Source organism: Ruminococcus difficilis (genome assembly GCF_016680995.1).
Window position 1 is genome coordinate 1 of the sequence record NZ_JAEQMG010000155.1, and the last position, 18,391, is coordinate 18,391.

16 protein-coding genes and 1 riboswitch are annotated in these 18,391 nt (G+C 54.0%); of the genes, 5 read left to right on the forward strand and 11 right to left on the reverse strand.

The window, feature by feature from the left end; translation table 11 throughout:
- The coding region (locus JKK62_RS14275) for a transposase (RefSeq protein WP_201428489.1) at positions 1-1,128 on the forward strand (1,128 nt) is incomplete at its 5' end.
- Between the two features lie 157 nt (positions 1,129-1,285).
- On the opposite strand, the gene JKK62_RS14280 is transcribed toward JKK62_RS14275, so the two are convergent.
- Positions 1,286-2,062: a C39 family peptidase gene (locus JKK62_RS14280; protein WP_201428490.1), complete on the reverse strand. Its 777-nt coding sequence runs from the start codon at positions 2,060-2,062 to the stop codon at positions 1,286-1,288.
- A 137-nt stretch (positions 2,063-2,199) separates the two neighbouring features.
- Positions 2,200-3,366 (reverse strand): iron-containing alcohol dehydrogenase, encoded by a 1,167-nt coding sequence (locus tag JKK62_RS14285; RefSeq protein WP_201428491.1) that lies wholly within the window; start codon positions 3,364-3,366, stop codon positions 2,200-2,202.
- A 273-nt stretch (positions 3,367-3,639) separates the two neighbouring features.
- Here JKK62_RS14285 and JKK62_RS14290 point away from each other — a divergent pair, with 273 nt between their 5' ends.
- Positions 3,640-4,050, forward strand: a complete 411-nt coding sequence (locus JKK62_RS14290) for a rhodanese-like domain-containing protein (protein ID WP_201428492.1) — start codon at positions 3,640-3,642, stop codon at positions 4,048-4,050.
- Positions 4,051-4,158: 108 nt separating this feature from the next.
- Here JKK62_RS14290 and JKK62_RS14295 read toward each other — a convergent pair whose 3' ends face one another.
- The 6 genes from JKK62_RS14295 to JKK62_RS14320 all read right to left on the reverse strand — a co-directional run bounded on the left by JKK62_RS14295 (position 4,159) and on the right by JKK62_RS14320 (position 12,182).
- Positions 4,159-5,658: a YdcF family protein gene (locus JKK62_RS14295; protein WP_201428493.1), complete on the reverse strand. Its 1,500-nt coding sequence runs from the start codon at positions 5,656-5,658 to the stop codon at positions 4,159-4,161.
- Between the two features lie 208 nt (positions 5,659-5,866).
- Complete coding sequence (locus JKK62_RS14300; protein WP_201428494.1) at positions 5,867-6,319, reverse strand: C-GCAxxG-C-C family protein; 453 nt, start codon at positions 6,317-6,319, stop codon at positions 5,867-5,869.
- Positions 6,316-8,727: a glycoside hydrolase family 2 protein gene (locus tag JKK62_RS14305; protein WP_201428495.1), complete on the reverse strand. Its 2,412-nt coding sequence runs from the start codon at positions 8,725-8,727 to the stop codon at positions 6,316-6,318. The genes JKK62_RS14300 and JKK62_RS14305 overlap by 4 nt, the downstream gene beginning before the upstream one ends.
- Before the next feature lie 18 nt (positions 8,728-8,745).
- Positions 8,746-10,236 carry a UDP-glucose--hexose-1-phosphate uridylyltransferase gene (locus JKK62_RS14310; RefSeq protein ID WP_201428496.1) on the reverse strand — a complete coding sequence of 497 codons (1,491 nt, stop codon included), beginning with the start codon at positions 10,234-10,236 and terminating at the stop codon, positions 8,746-8,748.
- 243 nt (positions 10,237-10,479) lie between these two features.
- Positions 10,480-11,475: a GGGtGRT protein gene (locus JKK62_RS14315; protein WP_201428497.1), complete on the reverse strand. Its 996-nt coding sequence runs from the start codon at positions 11,473-11,475 to the stop codon at positions 10,480-10,482.
- Between the two features lie 14 nt (positions 11,476-11,489).
- Positions 11,490-12,182 carry an iron-sulfur cluster assembly scaffold protein gene (locus tag JKK62_RS14320; RefSeq protein WP_201428498.1) on the reverse strand — a complete coding sequence of 231 codons (693 nt, stop codon included), beginning with the start codon at positions 12,180-12,182 and terminating at the stop codon, positions 11,490-11,492.
- A 261-nt stretch (positions 12,183-12,443) separates the two neighbouring features.
- Here JKK62_RS14320 and JKK62_RS14325 point away from each other — a divergent pair, with 261 nt between their 5' ends.
- Positions 12,444-12,914: a hypothetical protein gene (locus JKK62_RS14325; protein ID WP_201428499.1), complete on the forward strand. Its 471-nt coding sequence runs from the start codon at positions 12,444-12,446 to the stop codon at positions 12,912-12,914.
- A 69-nt stretch (positions 12,915-12,983) separates the two neighbouring features.
- Here JKK62_RS14325 and JKK62_RS14330 read toward each other — a convergent pair whose 3' ends face one another.
- Positions 12,984-13,637, reverse strand: a complete 654-nt coding sequence (locus JKK62_RS14330) for a nitroreductase family protein (RefSeq protein ID WP_201428500.1) — start codon at positions 13,635-13,637, stop codon at positions 12,984-12,986.
- Positions 13,638-13,672: 35 nt separating this feature from the next.
- On the reverse strand, positions 13,673-14,596 hold the full coding sequence (gene fliB / locus JKK62_RS14335) for a flagellin lysine-N-methylase (RefSeq protein WP_201428501.1): 924 nt from the start codon (positions 14,594-14,596) through the stop codon (positions 13,673-13,675).
- A gap of 203 nt (positions 14,597-14,799) precedes the next feature.
- Positions 14,800-14,917: riboswitch (glycine riboswitch) on the forward strand.
- 109 nt (positions 14,918-15,026) lie between these two features.
- Between fliB and JKK62_RS14340 the strand changes: the two genes are divergently transcribed.
- Positions 15,027-16,550: an alanine/glycine:cation symporter family protein gene (locus tag JKK62_RS14340; RefSeq protein ID WP_201428502.1), complete on the forward strand. Its 1,524-nt coding sequence runs from the start codon at positions 15,027-15,029 to the stop codon at positions 16,548-16,550.
- A gap of 67 nt (positions 16,551-16,617) precedes the next feature.
- Here the strand turns inward: JKK62_RS14340 and JKK62_RS14345 are convergent, their stop codons facing one another.
- Positions 16,618-17,106: an NAD(+) diphosphatase gene (locus JKK62_RS14345; RefSeq protein WP_201428503.1), complete on the reverse strand. Its 489-nt coding sequence runs from the start codon at positions 17,104-17,106 to the stop codon at positions 16,618-16,620.
- Between the two features lie 147 nt (positions 17,107-17,253).
- Between JKK62_RS14345 and JKK62_RS14350 the strand changes: the two genes are divergently transcribed.
- A complete protein-coding gene (locus JKK62_RS14350; protein WP_201428504.1) occupies positions 17,254-18,111 on the forward strand; it encodes a DegV family protein in 858 nt (285 codons plus the stop codon).
- Positions 18,112-18,391: the final 280 nt, after the last annotated feature.

An 18,391-nucleotide genomic window follows, 5' to 3' on the forward strand; every position in this document is an offset into this window, starting at 1 on the left:
GACGGAACGCACATCAAAGCCAACGCCAACACCAAGAAAAAGATCAAGGAAGAAGTGCCGGTTGCTGCAAAGAGATATGCCGATGAGCTTCTCGAAGAGATCAATGAGGACAGAGAAGCACACGGAAAGAAGCCGCTTAAGGCTGACGGAGATAACAACGATGATGACAATACGCCCTCAAAGCCTAAGAAGAAAAGAGATAACACTTCAAAAAAGAAGCTGAAAAGACGTAAGAAGGAAGCAAAGAAGAAAACAAAAGAAGTCACCAAAAGCACCACCGATCCCGAGAGCGGATTATTTGTAAAGGGAGAGCATAAAAAGCAGTTTGCATATGAAGCGCATACAGCCTGCGACAAGAACGGCTTTGTACTGGAAACAGAAGTAACCCCCGGCAATGTACACGACAGCGTAGCTTTTGACGATGTATATGACAAAGTAGTAGAAAGACATCCCGAAGTAGAAACCATCGTAGCAGACAGCGCATACAAAACTCCGCACATAGCAAAGAAGATATTTGATGACAACAGAGTATTAGATACCGCATACAAGAGACCTCAGACAAAGAAAGGCAACCATCCGTACTACGAATATGTGTATGATGAATACTATGACTGTATTATCTGCCCGGAATACCAAATTTTAAATTACTGCACAACCAACCGTGACGGTTACAGAGAATACAAGAGTAATCCGGAGATATGCAGAAACTGTCCGAGCAGACATTTATGCACTGCTTCAAAGGATTGTGTAAAAACGGTAACCAAGCACATCTGGCATGAGTACATAGAACGGTGCGAGGATATTCGTCATACGCCTGAGTACGCAGAACTATACAAAGAGAGAAAAGAGAAGATCGAGAGAGTATTTGCAGACGCAAAAGAAAAGCATGCTATGCGATACACTCCCTACAGAGGCTTGAGCGCAGTTACCAACTGGGTCAGGCTTAAGTTTGCTGCCATGAATCTCAAAAAGCTGGCGCTATGGAAAGCGAAGAGCAAGAAACACCACTCTCCTGACCCTTTTTCAGCTCCTATTTCAGATTACTGTTTACATTTTTTAGAAATCTTAATGCAAATAATGAAGCCATGTTCCGACTTCTGCCGAAACATGGCTTTTTCTACAGACTGAACGGATACACCAAAAGGTGTATCCGTTATTATTTTACCTATAATCTGCAAGCCGAAAGGGACTTGAAGGCGAGCTTCTGTTGACGCGTTTTGAGATCATATCAGCATAAAAGGGATCGACATTATGCCGATCCCTTTCTCTATCCTTGATTTATTCTTTATTCCAATACGATATACTGGCTGCCGAGCTGTTCAAAGCGCTTTTCGCACAGTGCTTTCTCAAAATGCGAGGTGGTGCCGGCGACGGAATCGGAAAAGTAGTACTCCCGCTCATCATAACCGACAAGCACCAGACAGTGCTCGTGCAGCGGCCATGTGAACGAATCGCCCAACTTATACTTGGCGTTCTCGTCGACGTAATTGACCTCCCAGGTATCATGCGGAACGGGCTCCTGCATATCGGTCGTCGCCCATACCGCCACAGGCGTACCGTTGACGATATACTCGCGGCACAGATCAGCGAGGGTACCGCCCTCATGAGCGACCGCCTTCTGCTTCGACTTGACGTCGGAGAGATAATGATTCATGCACTTCGCCATCGCGGGCGCATAGATCCCCCAGCCTGCGTAAGCGGTACCGGCGAAGCCCGAGTTCATATCGGGACCGTACATATGCCCTTCGCCGTCATCGAAAACATAGTGGACGTCGAGATAATTATTTGCGAAGCTGAACTCGTCGATATCGTAGCCGTAGCTCTGGAGCAGCGCCGTCACGGCATGGGTCTCACAGCCCGCCTTAAGCTCGTCCTGCTGCTTTGCGGGTACGCCCTCGATCATGTAGGATGACGGCATCGGGTCTTCGGTCGCGACGACCGCCGTATCCGGAGTCGCTTTCGTTGTTGAATGTCGGCTGCTCAGTCCGATCGCCGTTCCCGCCGCGAGAAGCACGACGACCGCCGCGCCGACAGCGGCGATGCGGATGGTTTGTTTCTTCATAGTATCACTCTATCATTTGTTTTCTGTCAAATACCATTTGCATTATAGCATAAAGCCGCGATTTTTTCAAGTATTGCAAAAAGCCCCCGAAAGGCAAGTCCGTCTCGCTTTTCAGGGGTTTTCTTTTCAATAACGGATCACAGGCTCTCTCTCAGGATCCTGACGACTTCGTCGCGGGTCAGCACCTTGTAGCCGCCGTCGAGAATGATCGTCGCGTCGGCGATATCCTCGATCACATCCTCGCTCGCGCCGAGCTCGGTGATGTTCATCGCAACACCGATCTGCTTCATCCAGTTCTCAAGCGCCTCGAGACCCGCCTCGGCGAGCTCGCGGTCGCTCTTGCCCTCGGGATTGACGCGCCAGACCTCGGTCGCGAAGCGGGCGAACTTCTTCTCCCCGTAGGGCATGATGGTGCGGTAATACGGCAGAGAGACCGCGGCGAGCGTCATACCGTGAGTCGCGTCGGTCACTGCGCCGACCGCCTGACCCAGCATGTGTACCATCCAATCGGTGCTCTTTCCGCGGGAGATCAGGGTGTTGAGCGCCCATGTAGCCGACCACATGATGTTGGAGCGGGCTTCATAATCCTCGGGGTTCTCCACCGCGATCAGGGAGCTGTGGACAACCGAGCGCATCAGCGCCTCGGCAAGATAATCGCTGGTGTTATCATCCTCACCGGAGAAATACTGCTCACAGATATGGTTGAAGATATCGTAGATGCCCGCGACCATCTGTCGCTTAGGCAGGCTGAAGGTGAACTTCGGGTTGAGGATCGAGAACTTCGGCATGACTTCCTCGCCGAACACATGACCGATCTTGAGCTTCTGCTCATGATTGGTGATGACGGCGCCGGCGTTCATCTCAGAGCCGGTACCCGCCATGGTAAGGATGCACGCGACGGGAACGATCTCGCAGTCGGGCTCCTCGAAACGAACATAATACTTCTCCCAAGGATCGTCGTCACAGTGGACGGAGACCGAGACCGCCTTGGCGTAATCGCAGCAGGAGCCGCCGCCCATCGCCAGCAGCAGATCGACGTGGTTCTCGCGGGCGATACGGACGCCCTCGCGGAGCTTCTCGACCGTCGGATTGGGCATAACGCCCGCATCCTCGACGACGGTCTTGCCGTTCGCCTTGAGGATCTCGACGACCGCGTCATAGATGCCGTTGCGCTTGACAGAACCGCCGCCGTAGATCAGCTGGACGGTCTTGCCGTACTTCGGGAGCTCCTCGTTGAGATACTGCAGCGAATCGTCGCCGAAATAGAGCTTTGTCGCGTTATGGTAACTGAAATTTCCTAACATAAGTTTCCTCCTAGTATCGTTTTATGGATTCATTATATCGAAAATAACAATATAGCGCAAGCGGTTTTACACAGGTGAAGCCCGCCAAAAAATCCGCTGAAACTTTGTATAATATGCATAGTATCAGTCTAGAAAAAGGGCTTTTCTTTTCCTCCGTTTTACGCTATAATCACAAGAAAGCGCTTTGCGCTCATTTCGCATAGCCGTCGCTCGTTGTAGCGAAGCAACAAACTGAGCGGGCATATAAAGTTAAAAAACGACAGGAGCGTACTCATGAAAAGGATCACCGCATTATTACTGAGCATTCTGCTGATACTTACGCTGGGAGCGTGCGGATCACAGAACAAAACAGAACCGACAGCAACCGCCCGCACCTACCAACAGATCCCGATGGATATCGCGAAGCAGATCATCGAGACTGAGACCGGCTACATCCTCCTGGATGTTCGTACCCGCGAGGAATTTGCCGAAGGTCATATCAAGGGCGCCATCTGCATCCCGAACGAGGAGATCGAGACAGCCGATCTGAAGGAGCTGCCCGACAAGGAGCAGCTGATCCTCGTCTACTGCCGCAGCGGCAGACGCAGCAAGGAAGCGTCACAGAAGCTCGCCGACCGGGGCTACCTCAACGTCGCGGAGTTCGGCGGGATCATCGACTGGCCCGGCGAGGTCGTGAAGGACTGATCCATCCGACATAATATAACACCCCTTCGGTACAGCCGGCATTTACGGCACGGCACAGCCAAAGGGGTGTTTTGTATTATTTATGAGTATTAAGCCGGCAACGCTTTGCTACAGGATATAGGCGACTCCGACAACGATCGCGGCGATCAGCGCGACGATCAGCAGATGGCGGATCTTCTGGTCAAACAGCAAGCCGATAAACTCGCGAATAAAGGCATTCGGGAAGAAATACCACTTTGTCTTAGCGGAGATGCCCTGCGCCTTGAAGCCGTTTTTGTCCGCGAGGATATAGCCGCGGAAAATATGGTAGTTCGTGGTGGAAAAAGCGATCTTCTGCTTCTCAAAATCATCAGTATCGTCCATGATGCGATCACGGGAGAACTGCATGTTCTGGAAGGTGTTCACGCTCTTGTCCTCGCGCACGATGCGCTCGGGCTCGACGCCCTGCTCGATCAGGTAGCGTTCCATCGCCTCGCCCTCGGAGATGATCTCATCACTGCCCTGACCGCCGGAGGGAACGAAGCGCGCGTGCTTACCGGTCTCTTCAAACTGCTTCTTCTCAAAGCTCAGCGCGCTGTCGACTCGTCCGCGCAGCAGCGGCGTGAGTGTTCCGTCCCTGCGGATCGCACAGCCGAGAATGATGATATAGTCGCGGTCGAGCGGCGGAGTGTGTCGTGTAGAGATAAAGGCACAGGCTGAGGTCGAAAGCAGCATGCACTCGAAGTAGGTCACGACGAAGCTCATGATGTTGCGAATATGCCATATCAACGTCGTATTTCCAAGAAGATTAATATGGAAAAGTCTGTAATTGAGCGAAAAAACCAACGCCAAAAGCCACACAACACTGATCGCGATACCCAGCGCGTTCACCGGACGGAAGCCCTCGTGACGGAGCAGCCAGATATTGCTGACCGACAGCGCCACTGCCATCACCAGCATGACCGGCAACATCAGGACAAGGAACCATTCGCCCGTCTCCGTCAGTAAGCTGACCAGCGCCGAGAAGGAGCCGACCACGTTGTTCATCCACTTATAGACGATGATCGCGAGAAGCACAGCGAGAAACAGCGAGATACCGCCGTAAGCAACCATCGAATAGGAGTAATCGCTCTTTTTGTAACACTCGTAGAAGGAGTACAGCATCACGACGAGTACCGCCGCGATATAGCCGAGGAACAGCCATATGACGACCTCGTACCCGCTGAAATTCGTATTATAATCCCTGTGCTCGATGATCACGCCCGTCATGGTGACATCCACATGAGAGTTTTTTATACGGTTGGGCTTTCCTTCCTCATCGTACGTCGTTATCGTAATGTCAGCGCTGCCTTTTTTTACGGAGCTCAGCTTGATAATCAGCTCCTGCTCATCGGAAAGCTCCAGCGACTCAATACGCACCACACCTTCGGGCTCGGCAGCGACCTCGGTGTCGTTGAAATCCGGCCCGGCCTCATCGGTAAAATAAGTGAATGTATGCATATCATAACGATCGCCCACGATATCCATATAACGAATCCCGAAAACGATAAGAACGACCGCAAGGATGTTAAGAAAGATAAAGCGACGTTTGATTTTTCGCCGTTTCTTCACGCGTGTATTTTTCGTCATTTGGCTCACACCGTTTCCATAAATTTACCTTATCATTGTAGCATTTTCGGGTGAAGGTTGCAACCGCTTCGGTCAGATTTTCAATAACAATCCTGTAATACTAAGTATCCATTAAACGCTTTAACAAATTTATCGCAATAAATGTTAAAGTGTTTTAATGATACTTAGTATAATATAGAAGGGGCTGATCTTCTCAGCCCCTTTACGTTTATGAAAAATCTGTCAGCATTTCATCAACGAGCTGCGCCGCGCGTCGACAGAGTTCGGGACAGGGGCGCTTCCTGTAATACGCCGCCGTTCGTTCCTCGGGATCGCCGCCGTCGGTCTTTTGCACGCCCGAGAGCAGCTCGCGGCATACGATTGAGCCCTGCTCCTCGCGGAATCGTCGCGCAAGCTCCTGTATCAGATGATAATGTGCCTTCTTCGCTTCGCGGTCATCGGGATCGGAATAACCCTTCAACAGCCCGAGCACCATCGAAGCGCCGCTGACAGCGCCACAGACCTCGCGCAATCTGCCTAAGCCGCCGCCGAACGACGAGCTCAACCGCAGGGCGGTATCGTCGTCGAGTCCCGTGAGATCGGAGAACGCGAGCAGCACGCTCTGGGCACAGTTATAACCCTGTCGGAAGTATTCCTCCGCGAGACTGCCGTGATCCGTCATACCTTGACCTCGATACAAAAGCGCACAGTCACGCTGTCACAGCCCTCCGCGCTCAGGGTGAGGGTGCCCTCCCCCGCCGTACCGACGGTACGGACATACACGCCGCCCATACCCGCACGCAGGATGACGGGAGACTCGCCGATCAGCTCGATATCGCCGCTGACCTGAGCATTGACAGCGCCGAAGAAGTACGGCATATCGTTGCCGTTCTGGTCGGTCATGCGGATACGCACCGCCGCGACGTCGTAGGTCTGTTCCTCGACAAGCTCGGTATGGTCGACCTGTGCGGTCAGGACGCGCTTCTCGAACGGAGAAACGCGCAGCTCCTTGACGAGCTTGCCGTCTTTATAGGCTTCGAGGCGGAACACGGTGCTCTTGTCGCCCCAGTTACCGATGTACTTACCGTACAGGCGGTAGGCGGCGTCGTGATCCATCCCGTAGCGCATCATCAAGTAAGCCGCCTTGCCCTTGGCGTCAACGGAAAGATTGTTCATGCCGAAGCGGGAGCTTTCGTTGAGGATATCCTTGACGTACTCCGCCTGCTTCGGGGTGAAATCCTCGTTCTCGGCGATCCGGTCGCCGATATAATCGGTGATCTCGATGGGCGGGAACTTGAGATGCGGGAACTCCGTTCCCTCGTGGGTATATTCATGGATAAAGGAATCGTTCTTATAGAAACGCACGCTGTCGGCGTTGGTAAGGATATAGACGCGTCCGCGGTTGGTGGCGGGGTGATCGCCGATATCCATGGAGGAGCTCAGCTGCAGGATCGGCTGATCGCTGTCCTGGATCGCGTAGAGCTCGGCGGCGAGCTTCTTGTTACGGAACATATCACATACGCCGTGGTAGCAGATACGGTCGCCGGAGCCGAACTCCTTATGGGTGTTATAATCGAACATGCACCATGCAAAGGAACCGGCGATATCGTCGTAGGAGGCGACAGCATCGAGCGTGCGCGCGTGACGGAGCATGTGCTCGAGGCGGTGTTCCTCATCGTCATACGCCTTGGTGGAGTACATGTGACCGCCGTACTCCGACACAAGATATGCTTTCTCAACATCAGAGGTGACTGCCCTCTTCGGCTCACATCCGGGCTGTACGCCGTCGTGTACAAAATCATTATAGGTATAGACATCCTCGAGCAGTTCGCTGTTCTTGTGACAGCGAACGCCGCCGGTGGCGCGTGTCGGGTCGAGGCTGCGTGCGGCTTCATTCGTCCTGACATAAAAGTCATGATCGTCTTGACTTTCATTGATACGAACGCCCCAGAGGATGATCGAGGGATGGTTGCGGTACTCGCGCACCATCTCCCTGACCGCTTCTACGCCGACATCCTTCCACTCGTCGTCGCCGAGATTCTGCCAGCCCGGCGCTTCGGTAAAGACGGGCATACCGAGCTCGTCACAGCGCCCGATGAAGTGGTGCGACTGGGGATAGTGGGAGGTGCGAACGGCGTTACAGCCGAGCTCTCCCTTCAACAGATCGGCGTCCATCCGCTGCATGGAGCGCGGCATCGCATAGCCGACGTAGGGATAGGACTGGTGGCGGTTCAGACCGCGCAGCTTGAAGCGTCTGCCGTTGAGGAAGAAGCCGTCCTTTCTGAACTCCGCACGGCGGAAACCGACTCTGCGGGTCAGCGTATCGATCACGACGCCGTCCCTGATCAACTCGGCTTTCAGCTCATACAGAGCGGGAGAGAGCGGATCCCACAGGTGGACGCGGGGCACCTTCAGCGTATAATCACTGCCGACGGCAAAGGTCGCTTCAGCGAGAGCGGTTTTTCCGCCCTTTTCCGTTAATGACAGGCGGATCTCATCAGCCTCGCCGACAAGGTCGATCTCGCAGTCGACCGTACCCTCAAAGGTCAGACCCGCTACGAGCTTCGGGTTCATCCGCGGAGTGACGCGGATGGTATCGGGGATCGAGGGCTTGGCGAACACATCGTCGATATAGCTCTGCTCACGGTACTCGAGCCTTACCTCGCGGTAGAGTCCGCCGTAGGTCAGGTAGTCGATGACCTTACCGAAGGGCGGGAAGTTCAGGTTCTCGCGGGTATCGAGCTCCACGACCAGCAGCGGCGAGAGGTTATCGGTAACGAGCTCGAACTCAAAGGAGGTATAGCCGCTCTTGTGCTCGCCGATCAGCTCACCGTCGAGATAGACCCGCGCGTAATGCGCCGCCGCGCCGAAGCAGATAAACGCTCTGCGATCGCCGCGGGCGCTCAGGTCGAGCCGCTTGCGGTAGCCGCAGACCATCTGGTAGATGCTCTCGTCAAAATAGTTATATGGCGTGACCTTACAGGTGTGCGGCAGGCGCACCGCCTCCGCTTTGCCCTCTCCGCGTAAGAACGCGATATCAAATGCGGGAGTGAACTCCCAGTCATTATTTATATGTAGTATCTGTCGCATAAAATCCTCACTGATTGATCACAGAGAATTGATGAAGCGCATGAACGCCGCCTGTCCCTCTTCGTCGCGCTTGAATACGCCGGCGTCGCAGAGGACCTGTTCGAACACTGCTCCGACCTCGGCGCGGATGATCTCCATCGCGTTTTCGGCGCAGAACTCGGGATGGCGCGGCATGAACTCAGCCGCCCACGCGGCGTGACTCGCCGTCTGCGGATTTTTTGAGAGATCGGCGCCGCTGAGCAGGGCGTCCCTGACCGCCTCGAGCTCGGTCGCGAGGCGTGCGGGCAGTACCGCGAGACCCATGACCTCGATCAGACCGATATTCTCCTTCTTGATATGGTGAAGGGTGGGGTTCGGATGATACACGCCGAGGGGTCTGTCCTCGGAGGTGATGTTGTTGCGCAGTACCAGATCGCACTCGAACAGCCCTTCCTTCATCCTCGCGATCGGGGTGATCGTGTTATGAGGCGTGCCGTCGGTAAAGGCGAAGATGTTCGCGCTCTCGTCGGTATAAGCACGCCACGCCTTGAGGATCACGGCGCTCGCCTGTGAGAGCTGCGCCTTGTCGGCGCTGCGCAGACGGATCACCGACATCGGCCACTTGACCGTCGCGGCATGGACGTCGGGATAATCGGACAGGGTGAAGCCGTGCTCCTCGGGCGCTTTCGCCATCGCGAAGGTGTAGTGACCGCCCTGAAAATGCTCGTGAGAGAGGATCGAACCGCCGACGATGGGGAGATCGGCATTGGAGCCGACAAAGTAATGCGGGAACTGACCGATGAAGTCGAAAAGCTTGCGGAATACCGCCGCGTCGATGACCATCGGGATATGCTTGCTGTTAAAGACGATGCAGTGCTCGTTGTAGTAGCCGTAGGGCGAATACTGTAGGTACCAGTCGCCGTCGTTGATCGTGATGGGAATGGGGCGCAGGTTCTGGCGCGCGGGATGGTTCTGACGGCCGGCGTAGCCCATATTCTCGGCGCAAAGCTGACACTTCGGATACGCGACGGAGGCGGAGGCGCCCGCCTTGGCGATATCGCGGGGATCCTTCTCGGGCTTTGAGCGGTTGATGGTGATGTCAAGCGTGCCGAATTCGGACTCATATGTCCACTTGACGTCCTTTCTGATCCTTCCGGCACGGACGTAATTCAGCTTTTGGCTGATATCAAAGTACCAGTCCGTCGCCGTCTTCGGCGATTCCCGATACTTCTCCCAAAAATCTCGGATGATCTCGCGCGGCATCGGGGTGAGGATGCCCATGAGCTTGGTATCGAAGAGATCGCGGTTGGCGGTGGTGTCCTCGATCACGCCGTTCGCGCAGGCGTAGTCGATCAGCGGCTGCAGAATCTCGTCGATCTCGGCGTCGGCGCCGTCGACGGGCTCGTCCTGCCAGTCACATACATGCAGCGCGTCCATCAGCATGTTACGGACGACCAGCTCGTCGTCGCGGGTGATCAGAGCGTTCTTGACCGAATATTCGATCAGTCGTTGGATGTCTTTGCAAATCATAATACTGCTCCTTTATGTGGATTTTGCCGGGCGCTTCGGGACGCCGCAGGGCGATTATTTCTCCCGATCGGCAAGCGTTCACCGTCGGGAATACGTTCATTTTCATGATACTATAAACCGCCTTGTCAGTCAACCGAAAACCCACATTTTCACTGAAAAAACAGGCATTTGGAAAGCTTGCTTCTATATACGCAAAAAGGCTCCGGAATAACCCGGAGCCTTTGTTGTCGGAATAGTTGATGCTTACAGGCTGTTCTGAACAGCAACAGCAACTGCGACGGTAGCGCCGACCATGGGGTTGTTGCCCATGCCCAGGAAGCCCATCATCTCAACGTGAGCAGGAACGGAAGAGGAACCCGCGAACTGAGCGTCGGAATGCATACGGCCCATGGTGTCGGTCATGCCGTAGGAAGCGGGACCCGCAGCCATATTATCGGGATGGAGGGTACGTCCTGTACCGCCGCCGGAAGCAACGGAGAAGTACTTCTTACCCTGCTCGTTGCACTCCTTCTTGTAGGTGCCTGCAACGGGATGCTGGAAGCGGGTGGGGTTGGTGGAGTTACCGGTGATGGAGACGTCAACGCCCTCGTGGTGCATGATCGCAACGCCCTCACGGACGTCGTCGGCACCATAGCAGCGGACGTTCGCGCGCTCGCCGTCGGAGTAAGCGGTCTCCTTAACGATCTTCAGCTCGCCGGTGAAGTAATCGAACTGAGTCTGTACATAGGTGAAGCCGTTGATACGGGAGATGATCTGAGCGGCGTCCTTACCGAGGCCGTTCAGGATAACGCGCAGGGGCTGCTGGCGAACCTTGTTCGCGTTGCGGACGATACCGATCGCGCCTTCAGCGGCTGCGAAGGACTCGTGACCCGCGAGGAACGCGAAGCACTTGGTCTCGTTACTGAGCAGCATCGCGGCGAGGTTACCGTGGCCGATACCGACCTTGCGGTTCTCGGCAACGGAGCCGTCGATACAGAAGCTCTGCAGACCGATACCGATGTAGCGCGCAGCTTCCTCAGCGTTCTTGGCGCCTGCCTTCAGAGCGATAGCGGCGCCTACACAGTAAGCCCAGCATACGTTCTCGAAGCAGATGGGCTGGATGCCCTTGGTGATCTCATAGGGGTCGAAGCCCGCTGCCTTACAGATTTCACGGCTCTCCTCAACGGAGGCGATACCGTACTCGGCTAAAACGCCGTTGATCTTATTGATACGTCTGTCGTAGTTTTCAAATAAAGCCATACTGTGCACCTCCCTTAGTCCTTGCGGGGGTCAATATACTTGGCAGCGTTATCCCACTGACCATAGTGACCCTTCGCCTTTTCGATCGCTTCGTTGGCGTCCATACCCGCCTTGATGAAGTCCATCATCTTGCCGAAGCTGATAAACTCGTAACCGATGATCTCGTTGTCCTTGTTCAGGGCGATCTGAGAGCAGTAGCCCTCGGTCATCTCGAGGTAACGGGGACCCTTTTCGCGGGTAGCGAACATGGTACCCACCTGAGAACGCAGACCCTTTCCGAGGTCCTCCATGGAAGCGCCGACGAGCAGGCCGCCCTCGGAGAAGGCGCTCTGGGTTCTGCCGTAGACGATCTGCAGGAACAGCTCGCGCATAGCGGTGTTGATCGCGTCACATACGAGGTCGGTGTTCAGCGCCTCTAAGAGGGTCTTGCCGATCAGGATCTCGGACGCCATTGCGGCGGAGTGGGTCATACCGGAGCAGCCGATGGTCTCGACCAGAGCCTCTTCGATGATGCCCTCTTTCACGTTCAGGGTGAGCTTGCAGGCGCCCTGCTGGGGTGCACACCAGCCGATGCCGTGTGTAAAGCCGGAGATATCCTTGATCTCCTTCGCCTGTACCCATTTACCCTCCTCGGGGATGGGAGCAGGACCGTGATACGCGCCCTTCGCTACGGGGCACATATTCATTACTTCTGCTGTGTAATTCATAAGCTTGTCCTCCTTTAGAATGAAACAAGTGCCAAATCAACCGTTCCGATGATCTGACTATGCTTATGTTCATTATAGACGAACAGCCGTGATAAGTCAATACAATCTTGATTGAAAACGACAATAAATCGGCGGTTTTTCAGCAAAAACGCTTTACATCTTATTACACGTATGCTATGCTGAATACAACACGACGTAAAGCGGGGATGACCGATGACAAAGGCATACAGATTTACGACTTTGATAACGGCGGTGATGATTATGTTCGGGTTATTCGGCTGTACAAACAATGCGCAATTCGATATCAAGACTTATCAGAACGCGGAGAAGAATACCATGCTGCTCGACTACTATGAGCAGACAGTCGGCACGCCGATGAAGCAGCCGTACTATGAGCTTGTGCTGTACACCTACTCCGACACGCAGGCGACGCTGGAGGAGATCGAAAACGGAGGGATGGACGACGAGACGATCACGCGATACCTTATCCCGATCGAAGGCGCTCAGGAAATGCTGACCGCGGTAAAGAAAAGCGGCATGGCGCGCTGGAACAGCCGCGAAGGGATCGCGATATGCGGACGGTCAAACGTCTGCAAGTTTCCGGACGGCAACGGCGGCTACACCCGCGTCACGAGCGGCAATATGCCCGAGGACGGTTCGAGAATCTTCGGCGAGATCAAAATCGCCATGCGCAAGTGGATCAGTAAAGGGACCGTCGTAACAGAACCATGAAATCCGATATAACCGGCAACAGCGCTCCCGATGCGGAAGCGCTGTTTTTTTATCTCATACTCATTGATTTTAATCTATTTTTCTGCCCGAAGCGATCTCAAAATGGCATTTGACGATGCCGAGATCGAGCTTGACGAAGGGGCCGTTGGCGCTGACCCTGACCGAGGGCGTATCGCCGTCAAGGGTGAAGAAGAACTTCTGCTGATTGATCGCCGTAGGCGCAAGCAACGCCGCTTCGATCCCGTCGCGGAACCACCGCGGCATTTCCTTCACGTCCGTGACATCCTCAGCGCTCTTGGAGCGGCGGGGAGTGCCTTGATCTACGCCGTAGCCTATCGCGATCGAGAGCACCAATCGCTCATCCTCCCCGATCTCTGCGGTACAGCGCTTGCGCTTGAAGATACCCGCCCAGCAGGTATTGAGCCCCAGCGTCTGGGCATACAGCACGAGCTTTTCGCCCGCGTAGCCGCAGACCTCGTCGAGGTCATCGCGCTTCCTGCCGACGACAGCGATATAGGCGGGCACACCGCTCCAGCCGGTCAGCTTCGCCGCCAGTCCGCCGAACACCTCGCCCGCGGGCTCGATATACTGCATGCGCAGATCATATTCGCTATTCAGCTCGGCGATGCGTGCTTGAAGCTTTTCGACAAGCTCCGGGGTGATGGGTCTGTTCTGATAAGCGCGTACCGAATGGCGCACCTTGATCGCTTCCATATCTGTCATAATGACCTCCGGTTCAATAGGTTGATTTTGATAACTCAAAGACCGAGCGCTTCCGTCAAGCGCTCCATGTTCTCATAGCTCTGTTCGATCTCCTTGGAGTAAAGCTGAGCGGCGGCGGTGATATCTCGATGCCGAGAGAGCGCCGCGATCACCCGAACGGAGCAAACGGAAAATCGAACGGGAGCGAGTATATCGAGGCTGTCGATCGCGCCGAGATAATAGCGGTAAAGGTAATAGAGCGCGAGGTTTGTCAGTTCCCTTTCGTGAACGCTCAGATCAGGGCTGCCTATAACCGAGCTTATCACCAGACTGCGATTATCCTCATCAATATATTCCAGATCGCCGTAGATCTCGGGTAAAGCTGAAGTATCAAAAGCCGATGACTCCCCCGTCAACTCTTTCTGTACCCTGTCGGCAAAGCCGAGCAGATCGCGGAGCCTTTGTTCAAGCGGCTGATCGGACGCAAGGATCCGAGCCGCTTCTTCTCGCGTCTGTAACAGAAACGACATGATCTCCGCGTCGTAAGCCTCGCAAGGGTCGAATTCTGTCGCATCAAAGCAGTTATAGGCATGATCCCCGGCGAGGATCAGCCGCGCCGCCTCGGGACAGGCGAGCGCCAGCGTATGCTCCGCAAAGGTGGTGTAATCCATCGTAATACGCGGAAACATCGCGCAGGTCAGGCACAGGTGCTCCTCACCGAGCGTCCTGTAGATATCACAGAGCTTGTCATCGCCCCAGAAAGGACATTTCTTCTCATCAGCCAAGCGAAACACACGGTCGCCGTCGGGATCGGTATAGATCGCATTCCTCAGTTTATCGCCGAAATCACCTTTTACAGAGTTGTAAAACGCCTCGGTCTTTTCGTCGATCACCACATCCCAGCCCTGACAGCAGGAGTCGGGACACGCGGCGGCGATACAGCGGAACTTCTCATAATAGGAGGGGTATAAATGCTTCACGGAAAAACTCCTTCAAAAAATAAACGGTTGCCGTGTACGATCAATTATTATTCATTATCCGTCATAATCTTTAGAAAGTCAACAAAAACTATTGCATTTTTTGTACAAGGTGGTATAATACCTTTTGGAACAGAATATGTGTCGGATGAATCATGCAGAAGAGCGACCTTTCATATATTAGTAACAGCAGCTTGACCGCGTGAGGACGGCACTCCGGAGAATTCCATCGCGGCGCAGTTTACACGTCATGCGGATGGATGCCGAAGGTGCAAGCGCGGCTCGCCGCGTCAATCTCTCAGGCAAAAGGACGGAGGAAGGATGTCGAGCTGCGTGGTATGGCATCCGTTATCGTGCCTGAGAGTCGTTTATAACGGCTCTTTTCTTTTTTCCGCTCGACACATATCACACGATACAAGAGGAGGTATAAAACATGTGGGAAGGTTTTCTCAAATCCGTTGAAGAGATCAACGGCGTGATCAACAGCTATGTCTGGGGATGGCCGACCATCATCCTGATCCTCGGTACAGGCTTGCTGCTGACTATCCGCACCCGCTTTCTGCAGGTGCGCAAGTTCGGCGAATCGCTGAACACCACCATCGTCCCGACCTTCAAGAGTCTGGGCAAGAAAAAGCAAAAGGACGGCAGAGTGCAGTCCATCAGCCAGTTCGAGGCGTTCTCGACCGCGATCTCCGGCACGGTCGGCACCGGCAACATCATCGGCGTCGTCGCGGCGATCCTCACGGGAGGTCCGGGCGCGGTGCTGTGGATGTGGATCTCCGCGTTCTTCGGCATGGTCACCAACTACGCCGAGAATGTGCTGGGTCTGTACTATCGTAAAAGGGACAGCAAGGGAAATCTTGCAGGCGGCGCGTTCTACTATATCGCCTACGGTCTGAAATGGAAGTGGCTGGCGTATGTCGCGTCTGTCTTCTGTATCCTGGCGGCGATAGGAATGAGCGGCGTACAAACAAACAAAATCTCCGGCTCGCTGGCTGAGGCTTTTGCGCGAGTGACCGGCTCCGCCGACAACGCCGAGACCGTCAAGCTGATCATCGGTATCATCGTCGCGGTGATCGCGGCGACAATCATCATCGGCGGTATCAAGCGTATCGGCAAGGTCGCGTCCATGCTGGTACCGTTTATGTCGCTTTTGTTCATCATTCTGGCGCTGATCTCCATCGGTATGCACTACGATCGTATCGGTCAGGCGTTCGGCCTGATCTTCTCCAAGGCATTCAGCTTTGAGGCTGCCGGCGGCGGTATCCTGGGCTTTACCTTTGCGACTGTTATCAAGAAGGGTATGGCTCGCGGCGTATTCTCTAATGAAGCGGGATTGGGCTCCTCCGTCATCGCCCACTCCGCGTCCGAGACCCGCGAACCCGTCAAGCAGGGCTTGTGGGGCGTGTTCGAGATCTTCTTCGACACCTTCATCATCTGCACCTTGACCGCGCTGATGTTCCTGACCACCAACGACGTCACCAAGCTCAGCCCCGATATGAACGACAGCGTCATGTCGATGTCGATGTTCTCCGACAACTTCGGCGCGTTCGGTACGGCGACCTTCTCGATCATTCTGCCTCTGTTCGCCTTCACCACCATCATCGCTTGGTCGTACTACGGCGAAAAAGGCGTTGAGTTCTTCTTCAGCTTCATGAACGAAGATAAGCGCAAAATCCCCGTCACCATCTTCAAGGTGCTTTATGTCGTGCTGATCGCTGTTTCCGCAACGATCCACAGCCAGGTGGTATGGGATATCAGCGACACCTGTAACGGCTTGATGGCGCTGCCGAACCTGATCTGTCTGGTCGCGCTCAGCGGACTTGTCGCGAAGATCACGAAGAACTACTTCGACCGTAAGAAGGGCGTCGACGTCGAGCCGATGCTCTCCGCCTATCCCGATATGAACGAGGAGTTCAAGCAGGATATTACGTCCGGAGACATTGAAATGCAATAATCGGCTTTCAACTTTTGGTATATAATGAAGGGCTGTCGTGACAATCGCCGCGACAGCCCTTCGTAGATTACTTCCGCTCGTCCAGCCAAGCGTTCAGGAACCGCTGCGCCAAGCTGTCGGGACGGATATTCGCCCTTGCTTCGTCAAAGCCGAGCCACTGAGCCTCATCCACCTCGTCGGTCAGAGATACGGTAGGATCTCCCTGTATATGACAGGTGAAGTTGAGCATCAGGGTGTTGCTGCGTGCGAAGTACTCGGAGCGGTTATAGCGTATCTCACCCGCAGTCAATCCTGTTTCCTCCTTCAATTCCCGCGCAACGGCATGCTCGGCACATTCTCCCTTGTTGATATATCCCGCGACAAGAATGAAGCTGTCGCGGCCGTACTGCTTAATCAACAGAATCTTTCGGTTGACATCGTCAACGGTTATGATGCTGACCGCTACGTTGTATTTCGGAAAGCGGTATGTCTTACAGGTGTTACAGTAAGGGATGATCCCCTCGTTCTCCAGATAACGGTCAGTAAGCTCCGCGCCGCATTCTTCACAATAACTCATTCGTACCCTCCGTTAGTTTCTTTCTGTTATAGTAACATATTCATCCCGGACGTGCAACATATTTATCCCCGGCACGCAACAGTATGCTTGACAAGCTATAATCATCGTGGTAAAATCACCGTGATGAAGGAAAGTGAGTGAGAGAATATGACGAAACTGATGATTACTACCGACAGCACAGCGGATATGCCCGCTTCTGTCGCTGAAAAATATGATATCCGCGTTGCTCCGCTGCATGTACTGTATAACGATGAGGATTTTGCGGACGGCGTCGACATCACCCCCGAGGATATACTCAACCGCTACAAGGAGCGCGGTGAGCTGCCCTCGACCTCTGCGGTAACACCCGACGGCTATCTGAACTTTTTCAAGGAAATCTTTGACGAGGGCTTTGAGGAGATCATCCATATTGCGTTCTGCTCGGAAATGTCCTCCACCTACCAAAACGCTGTGATCGCCTCACAGGAATTCGACGGCAAAGTACACGTGATCGACAGCCGTGTGCTGTCGAGCGGTATGACGCTGCTGGCGATCCGTGCGTGCGAGTTCCGTGAGGAAGGCTTCAAGCCGAACCGCATCTGCGATCTCGTCAACGACTTGATCGAGAAGAACGTCGGCGGCTTTCTGCTGAGCCAGCTGGAATTCCTCCACAAGGGCGGCCGCTGCTCGAGCGTATCGCTGCTGGGTGCGAATCTGCTGAATATCAAGCCCACTATCGTCGTCAAAGACGGCGCGATGACCGTTGCGAAGAAGTATCGCGGCAAGGACGAGGCATGCCGGCTGAAATACTTGAAGGAACGTCTGGACGAATACAAGGACGTCATTGATACGCGACGTATCGTTCTGCACATGACCTGCGACATCAGCGAGAAGGATCGTAAGTACTATAAGAAAGAGCTCAAGAAGCTGATCGACTGCGATGAGATTATCGTATCTACCGCGGGGTGCGTCATTACCTCTCACTGCGGACCGGGTACCTTTGCCCTGTTCTTCATGACGAAATAAACCGATACATAATCCAAAACACGAGACCTCCGGCTGATCTAAACGTCTCTTTATTATGAATCCAAAAACCTGCCAACAAAAACGGCAGGTTTTTTTCATAGCAAGACACATAAAACGCGATCATCTGAAAACTTGCTTTATGTGGTGTGGTTATGCGACATTTCGACAGGTGCATATTACATAAAACAGATAATAAACTAACATAGAAAATATTAACAATACCCAGAAAATTTAGCATACGGGGTACGTTAATACATTTACATACGCGATATATGGCTTA

What these genes read in the sequence shown, in the direction of transcription:
- JKK62_RS14280 (WP_201428490.1), bottom strand. Translation starts at nt 2,062, where the DNA reads ATGAAGAAACAAACCATCCGCATCGCCGCTGTCGGCGCGGCGGTCGTC.
- JKK62_RS14285 (WP_201428491.1), bottom strand. Translation starts at nt 3,366, where the DNA reads ATGTTAGGAAATTTCAGTTACCATAACGCGACAAAGCTCTATTTCGGC.
- JKK62_RS14290 (WP_201428492.1), top strand. Translation starts at nt 3,640, where the DNA reads ATGAAAAGGATCACCGCATTATTACTGAGCATTCTGCTGATACTTACG.
- JKK62_RS14295 (WP_201428493.1), bottom strand. Translation starts at nt 5,658, where the DNA reads ATGACGAAAAATACACGCGTGAAGAAACGGCGAAAAATCAAACGTCGC.
- JKK62_RS14300 (WP_201428494.1), bottom strand. Translation starts at nt 6,319, where the DNA reads ATGACGGATCACGGCAGTCTCGCGGAGGAATACTTCCGACAGGGTTAT.
- JKK62_RS14305 (WP_201428495.1), bottom strand. Translation starts at nt 8,727, where the DNA reads ATGCGACAGATACTACATATAAATAATGACTGGGAGTTCACTCCCGCA.
- JKK62_RS14310 (WP_201428496.1), bottom strand. Translation starts at nt 10,236, where the DNA reads ATGATTTGCAAAGACATCCAACGACTGATCGAATATTCGGTCAAGAAC.
- JKK62_RS14315 (WP_201428497.1), bottom strand. Translation starts at nt 11,475, where the DNA reads ATGGCTTTATTTGAAAACTACGACAGACGTATCAATAAGATCAACGGC.
- JKK62_RS14320 (WP_201428498.1), bottom strand. Translation starts at nt 12,182, where the DNA reads ATGAATTACACAGCAGAAGTAATGAATATGTGCCCCGTAGCGAAGGGC.
- JKK62_RS14325 (WP_201428499.1), top strand. Translation starts at nt 12,444, where the DNA reads ATGTTCGGGTTATTCGGCTGTACAAACAATGCGCAATTCGATATCAAG.
- JKK62_RS14330 (WP_201428500.1), bottom strand. Translation starts at nt 13,637, where the DNA reads ATGACAGATATGGAAGCGATCAAGGTGCGCCATTCGGTACGCGCTTAT.
- JKK62_RS14340 (WP_201428502.1), top strand. Translation starts at nt 15,027, where the DNA reads ATGTGGGAAGGTTTTCTCAAATCCGTTGAAGAGATCAACGGCGTGATC.
- JKK62_RS14345 (WP_201428503.1), bottom strand. Translation starts at nt 17,106, where the DNA reads ATGAGTTATTGTGAAGAATGCGGCGCGGAGCTTACTGACCGTTATCTG.
- JKK62_RS14350 (WP_201428504.1), top strand. Translation starts at nt 17,254, where the DNA reads ATGACGAAACTGATGATTACTACCGACAGCACAGCGGATATGCCCGCT.